Genomic DNA, 6,304 nt, shown 5'->3' with positions numbered 1-6,304 from the left:
ATCCATATTGTAGTTTTTTTTCAGGTATTCCCTAAGCTCTGTGGCAATATAACAGGACCCGTTATCTGAAAGTAATCTAGGCCGTTGTTTGGTAACGATCCTTGCTTTGACGATGGCCTTGTCGAGCGTTCTTTTGACATAAAATTCGTTTACATCATGTATAGTAGTATTTTCAACCAATATAGACCACGAACCATCGGTTGTGCTACAAGAAATTGTCGCTTTGTCCTGCAATAGATAATTAAATGCAATCTTACTTTTTGATTGGTCAAAATTAATTGCTGTCGGCCAATACCTTACGTAAAAATCAATAACATCTACCGAACTCCCGTATATTTTTAATGATTTAATCATTGACCTTTTGCTCCTATTTTCAAACAATGTGTATTTGAAATAAAGATGTCTTATTTTATTATTGCCTACATAAACGCCGTTTTTTACATAACCAACTTCTAATGTTTGATAGCCATTTGTTTTGGAGAACTTTGGAAAACCCACAATTGACATACCCAATTCGTTTCTCATAAAATCTTGCATTCGTTGATCTACGAAATTCAAATCAAAATATGTTATTTGGGTAGCATACCCATGATGCGATAATAATTGCATTTTAAGACTTAGCATTGGGTAATCTATTCCGTATGGAGAGTAATCACGAACATTTTTGCCATAGTCTTGAGCATTGGCATTGAAATACAAGAACGCCAATAAAATAGCGATAAGATTTTTCATTTTTTAGCGGTTTTTAGTGTTGAAATTGATAGGTCTATTTTATTTCTCCGTTGGCTTTTAATTCTTCATATCTCGATTTTATTGAATTAAAATCATCATTTAGATAGGATGATTGTTTTACATATAAGATATTAAACAATGTGTCCATTCTAAATTCCTCTACACTTAATCCATAAGCGCCAAACCCATTTTTTGCCCTATATTTATGTTTTATCGTATATCCAATTGGTTTAAATGTTGAATAAAGTTTCCATAAACTATCTAATTTGGGTGTCTTTACTTTAACACTATCATCAAAATAATGATGGTCTGTTAAGTAATTGGCTATATTATTAGCTGTGTCGGATTTGACCGGATAGAATTCAGCGAAACTAATCGGTTGATAGCTTAAATAATCCTTTAGATTGTCTTTTAGGTAAGCATTTACATTTTGATAAATCTTACAACTGACTTCAGAAGTATCTCTGTTTATATCTAAATATGCGGCTCCGGATTCACCAATTACACCTATAGGACAATCGCATTTATTGTGCTTACAGGAAAACATGATTAGGCATAGAGCTGCCAAATAGATAAGGTTTTTCATTGCGTGGTTTGGGTTAAGGCTTTTGTGTTTAAACAAATTTTATTGTAACCTACTTCAAACTTAAATAATTCATTTCAAAACGTAGGCTTATAGGCTCACAATAATTTTATTCAACAATGCCACATTTGGGCGTGGTTGATAAAAAACTAATAGCAACAAATATTGGAGCGGCTTTAAAAAAGTTACGCAATGATAAAAACTTGTCTATGCAGCAATTAGCCACACTCGCAGAAATTGAAAAATCTCAAATTTACCGAATTGAAAACGGCAAGGTTGATTTAAGAATTTCAACCCTTTATCTTTTGGCCGATACATTGAAAGTCGATGTAACAGATTTTTTTAATCCATAATATTTTAACCGAATAAATTTGGAGGATGAAACAACTTTGAGTGGCAAATTATGCCAATGGTCAAAAATAGTGTATGTTATACTGTATGTATGAATAAAAAAACCGCCTTAGAATAACATCTAAAGCGGTTTTATGTACCCAGCGCCGGAGTCGAACCGGCACGGTTTCCCACAGGTGTTTGAGACCAGCGCGTCTACCAATTCCGCCAGCTGGGCATGCTAAACAAACGTCGGTTTGTTTATTAGCGGGCTGCAAATGTATTCAAAGTATCTTTAATTCGCAACAGATATTTTTGTCTGTAGTAAATATCCCTGATGGCCTCCAGTATGCTTTGTTTGCCGTTTTCGGCACTTTCGGTATACCGTGACGTTAACGCGGCAAGTTCGCTGTTCAGTTCACTTTCAGTATCAGCCATTTGGGTTTTGATAACCTCCAACTGCTCCGCATCTTCCACTTCCATCAGCGCCTCGTTTATCTCCATCATTTCCATTAAAAAATTGGGTGCAAGCTGGTATTTATCACCTTCGGCAAGCAAATTATGCTGTTGCAGCACGTATTCCATGCGCTTATTGGCATTGCTCAGCACGTTGTAGGCCTTGTTGTTGATGGTAGAAAGCTCCAGTATTTCCTGCTGTTTGGCCTCATCCTCATTGGCATAAAAATCGGGATGATATTCCTTGCTTAACGCGTAGAACTTCTTCTTCAGCGCAGCCTCGTCGATACTGAACGATTCCGGTAATCCGTAAAACTCAAAGTAGTTCATTTCAATGATTGATTTATTGATTGACTGAATGATAGAATGTACCGATAACCTAATCAATCATTCAATCACCCAATCATTCAATCATTATTTTATCACGTGCTTCAAAATGTCGTTGCCGTAAACAAACACCATCAGGCTGATGAGTATCACAAAACCTACCAACTGGGCACGCTCCATAAATTTATCGCTCAACGGTTTGCCCTTTATCATTTCGATAATGAGGAACATAGCATGCCCGCCATCCAAAACAGGGATAGGCAACAGGTTCATCAACGCCAGGGCCATCGATAACAGGCCTACCAGGCTCCAAAATCTTGGCCAGTCGAATATGCCGCCAAACATATTGGCAATGGCCACAGGGCCCGCAAAAGCTTTGTTGGCCTTTACTTCGCCTTTAAATACCTTGCCTAAACCTTTGGCATTGTCCGAAAAATTGGTCCATGCGCGCGATGCCCCAACAGGCAACGATCCTACTACACCAAAGCTTTCTTTGTGTTCGGTCGGCAAATCTAACGCGGCTAAAAAGCCGATAGTGCCATCTGGCCCAACCTGCGCGTTAATATCCAATGGCTGGCCTGCACGCTTAACCGATAGGTCGACAATTTTATTCTTATTGGCTTGCACCAGTGTTTGCAGTTGGTCGTAAAAAACAACAGGTTGCTTATTTACCGCCACAATGCTGTCGCCTTTTTGCAAATGCGCTTTTGCGGCATTGCTGTTTGGCGTAACCTCGTCAATAGCAAATTTGGCCCTTGGCACGATAAATTCTTTAATGGTCAGGTCCGAAAGGTCGTTTAAAATGGTAGGCGGTATAGGTACTTGGAGGGTTTGCCCATTCCTGTCCACAGTTAAAACCGTGTGGTCCATCAATACTTTCGAGCTGAGCAAGTCGTCAAACTTCACCAGCGGTTTGCCGTTTACCTCGGTAATCTTGTCGCCTGCTTTCAAACCTATTTTAACGCCTATTTTACCGGGTGCGATACCATATTTCAAAGCATCATTAGGAATGTAACTTTCACCATATTTTATGGTCATCATCCAAAAGATGAAGATACCCAGGCAGATGTTGACAAATATACCCGCCAGCATTACTATTAAACGTTGCCAGGCCGGTTTGGAGCGGAACTCCCATGGCTGCGCCGGGCCTTCCATCTGCTCTGTATCCATCGACTCGTCTATCATACCGGCAATTTTAACATAACCACCCAAAGGCAACCATCCTATACCGTATTCAACACCTTTATAGTTAAACTTAACCAAACTAAAGTTCCAAGCATCAAAAAACAGGTAAAACTTTTCTACTTTGATACCAAACGCGCGAGCGGCCAAAAAGTGGCCTAATTCGTGTAATATCACTAAAATGGAAAGGCCCAGTAACAATTGGGCTATCATGATCACTATACTCATCCTATTTATTTATCAAATTATAACAGCCGCTTTGGGCATTTGTTGTATTAAATTTTGCGCTAATATGCGTGTTTCTTTATCAGTATTCAAATAGTCGGCCAATTGTGGCTTTGGCATGAAAGTTATTTTTTGCATGCAGGCCTCAATCACATCGCTCATGTGTAAAAAGCCAACTTCGCCTTTTAAAAATCCGGCAACCGCAACCTCATTCGCAGCGTTGATGATGCAGGGCATATTGCCCGCTTTGTTCAATGCCTCATAAGCCAAAGCTAAATTACGGAATGTCGCTACATCAGGTTTTTCAAAGGTCAGGTTCGGGTAGTTTAAAAAATCAAAACGCTTAAAATTGTTTTTTATCCTTTCGGGATAAGCGAGGGCGTACTGTATCGGCAGGCGCATATCTGGTAAACCCATTTGCGCTTTTATCGAGCCATCCTCAAACTGCACCATGGAGTGGATGATGGATTGGGGGTGTACCACCACCTCGATTTGTTCGATAGCTACATCAAACAACCATTTGGCCTCTATCACTTCCAAACCCTTGTTCATCAGCGAAGCCGAGTCGATAGTGATTTTGGCGCCCATTACCCAGTTGGGGTGGTTAAGTGCCTGCGCGCGGGTTACGGTAGCCAAAAAGTCGCTGCTTTTACCCCGGAAGGGCCCGCCCGATGCGGTAATAATGAGCTTCTCCACCGCGTTACCTTCTTCGCCGGCAAGGCACTGAAATATAGCGGAATGCTCACTGTCTACCGGCAGTATCTTCACCCCATGTTGTTTGGCCAGGTCGGTAATCAGTTCACCGGCAACCACCAATGTTTCTTTGTTGGCCAGGGCGATAGTTTTGCCTGCCTTAATGGCAGCAATAGTGGGTTCCAAACCCGCGAAGCCGACTAATGCCGTCAGCACGGTATCTACTTCGGGCAAGGTTACCAGTTCGCAAATCGCTGCATAGCCAGCCAATACTTTTACCGGTAAATGCGCCAATGCCGCTTTTACCTGCGGATATTTGATCTCGTCGGCGATTATTACATACTCGGGTAAAAAAGCGATGGCCTGCTCAATCAGTAAATCGGCGTTGGAAAGGGCCGTTAAAACATAAGCCCTGAACAATTTTGGGTTTTGCCCTATCACCTGCAGCGCCTGCGTACCAATACTCCCTGTCGAGCCCAGGATAGCTATATTTTTTACTTCGTTACGTTCAGGATGCATGTATGATAAACAATAGCTTTACACGGATACAAAAGTAATAAAAAGACATGGGTAATTATTGATTTCGAATTTCGGATGTTCGATTTCGAATTTGGGCCTATGGGTAAATAGGGGTATTTTAAATGTGCGAATTAGTAAATGTGCCTATGTGCGAATTATTTTTTTGCTTCTTAACGCTTTGCGCTTAGCTCCATGCGCTTTGCTGATCGCATGGGTATTTATGGGTGTTTTAAAAAACGCTGGCGCGAGGCTCTGCCTCGTGATTAACTATTTTTAGGCCTCCGGCCTCCACACCATATGGGTAAATATGGGTATTTTTCAAAGAACATTTTTGCATGTGGCCCAAATGCTAACCACTTCAACTTCCATACAATATAAGAAAAATTATCGGTATTTAAGAAAAAATAAATAGTTCACGTTTTGTGAACTATTTTAACTATATTTGTCTAACAAATGAAAGTTCATCTCATCAAAAGGCAAACTTTGGAAGATTTCGCGGCTGTTCATCCAAGAAGTAAAACATCGCTGGAAGATTGGCTTGAAAAGCTAAAGTTTGCAGATTGGGAACAACCGGGTGATATGAAACATACCTATAACACCGCCGACTTATTAGGGAAAAGCAGCAGCCGTGTGGTTTTTGATATTGCAGGGAATAACTACAGGATGATATGTAAATACGTTTTCGGTGCAAGGCAGGTTCACCTTTTTGTTTGTTGGATAGGTACCCATGCCGAATACGATAAGATATGCAAACAAGGTAACCAGTATATAATTAGTTTATATTAGTATGGAAACAGCGATTAAATATACCATCATCAAAAACAGGGGCCAATATGATGACTATTGTACCCAATTGGAAAACCTGTTGACGGAAGAAAACAATGAAACTTTACAGGATGAAATAGACCTTTTAACCCTGCTCATCGAAAAATACGATGAGGAACATAACACCTTTAACGAGGCCGACCCGATAACCCTGCTGCGCTCTTTTATGGCCGAACACCATTTAAAACCGCAGGATATGGTAAGCATATTAGGTATTGGCAAAAGCTATGTATCCGATATTTTGAACTATAAAAAAGGCTTATCCAAAGAAGTGATACGCAAACTGGCGGCTCATTTCAAAGTAAGGCAAGAAGCTTTTAATCGGCCGTATAAATTGGTATCGCCGGTTAACGCCCATTTACGCAATGCCAGCGTGATGAATACGACTAAGGAGTTACAGGAAATAGGTCATTAAACAACCAATGACCCAAT

The 6,304-nt window shown here is 40.4% G+C and carries 8 protein-coding genes and 1 tRNA gene; 3 read left to right on the top strand and 6 right to left on the bottom strand.

Annotation, left to right across the window (positions count from 1 at the left end; genetic code table 11):
* Together QZX97_RS07345 and QZX97_RS07340 are read right to left on the bottom strand one after the other, a co-directional pair.
* On the bottom strand, window positions 1-732 hold a 732-nt coding region (locus QZX97_RS07345), incomplete at its 3' end, for a hypothetical protein (protein ID WP_295651764.1).
* 34 nt (window positions 733-766) lie between these two features.
* The gene (locus tag QZX97_RS07340) at window positions 767-1,318 is read right to left on the bottom strand and encodes a hypothetical protein (protein WP_295651765.1); all 552 of its coding nucleotides are present in this window, start codon (window positions 1,316-1,318) and stop codon (window positions 767-769) included.
* A gap of 116 nt (window positions 1,319-1,434) precedes the next feature.
* Between QZX97_RS07340 and QZX97_RS07335 the strand changes: the two genes are divergently transcribed.
* Entirely contained in the window at window positions 1,435-1,668 is a 234-nt protein-coding gene (locus tag QZX97_RS07335) for a helix-turn-helix transcriptional regulator (protein WP_295651767.1), read from the top strand.
* Window positions 1,669-1,803: 135 nt separating this feature from the next.
* On the opposite strand, the gene QZX97_RS07330 is transcribed toward QZX97_RS07335, so the two are convergent.
* The 4 genes from QZX97_RS07330 to QZX97_RS07315 all read right to left on the bottom strand — a co-directional run bounded on the left by QZX97_RS07330 (window position 1,804) and on the right by QZX97_RS07315 (window position 5,047).
* A tRNA-Leu gene (locus QZX97_RS07330) sits at window positions 1,804-1,883 on the bottom strand.
* Between the two features lie 26 nt (window positions 1,884-1,909).
* Entirely contained in the window at window positions 1,910-2,431 is a 522-nt protein-coding gene (hscB, locus tag QZX97_RS07325; RefSeq protein WP_295651769.1) for a Fe-S protein assembly co-chaperone HscB, read from the bottom strand.
* Between the two features lie 84 nt (window positions 2,432-2,515).
* Window positions 2,516-3,838: an RIP metalloprotease RseP gene (gene rseP / locus QZX97_RS07320; protein ID WP_295651771.1), complete on the bottom strand. Its 1,323-nt coding sequence runs from the start codon at window positions 3,836-3,838 to the stop codon at window positions 2,516-2,518.
* A gap of 12 nt (window positions 3,839-3,850) precedes the next feature.
* The gene (locus tag QZX97_RS07315; protein ID WP_295651773.1) at window positions 3,851-5,047 is read right to left on the bottom strand and encodes a 1-deoxy-D-xylulose-5-phosphate reductoisomerase; all 1,197 of its coding nucleotides are present in this window, start codon (window positions 5,045-5,047) and stop codon (window positions 3,851-3,853) included.
* Window positions 5,048-5,500: 453 nt separating this feature from the next.
* Here QZX97_RS07315 and QZX97_RS07310 point away from each other — a divergent pair, with 453 nt between their 5' ends.
* The gene (locus QZX97_RS07310) at window positions 5,501-5,833 is read left to right on the top strand and encodes a type II toxin-antitoxin system HigB family toxin (RefSeq protein ID WP_295651775.1); all 333 of its coding nucleotides are present in this window, start codon (window positions 5,501-5,503) and stop codon (window positions 5,831-5,833) included.
* A 1-nt stretch (window position 5,834) separates the two neighbouring features.
* Window positions 5,835-6,287: a hypothetical protein gene (locus tag QZX97_RS07305; RefSeq protein ID WP_295651777.1), complete on the top strand. Its 453-nt coding sequence runs from the start codon at window positions 5,835-5,837 to the stop codon at window positions 6,285-6,287.
* The last annotated feature ends 17 nt before the right edge of the window (window positions 6,288-6,304 follow it).

This window comes from uncultured Mucilaginibacter sp. (assembly GCF_903893715.1).
Taxonomy (GTDB): Bacteria; Bacteroidota; Bacteroidia; order Sphingobacteriales; family Sphingobacteriaceae; genus Mucilaginibacter.
The sequence above is the reverse complement of the archived record's forward strand: the minus strand, read 5'-3'. Positions and strand labels throughout refer to the sequence as shown.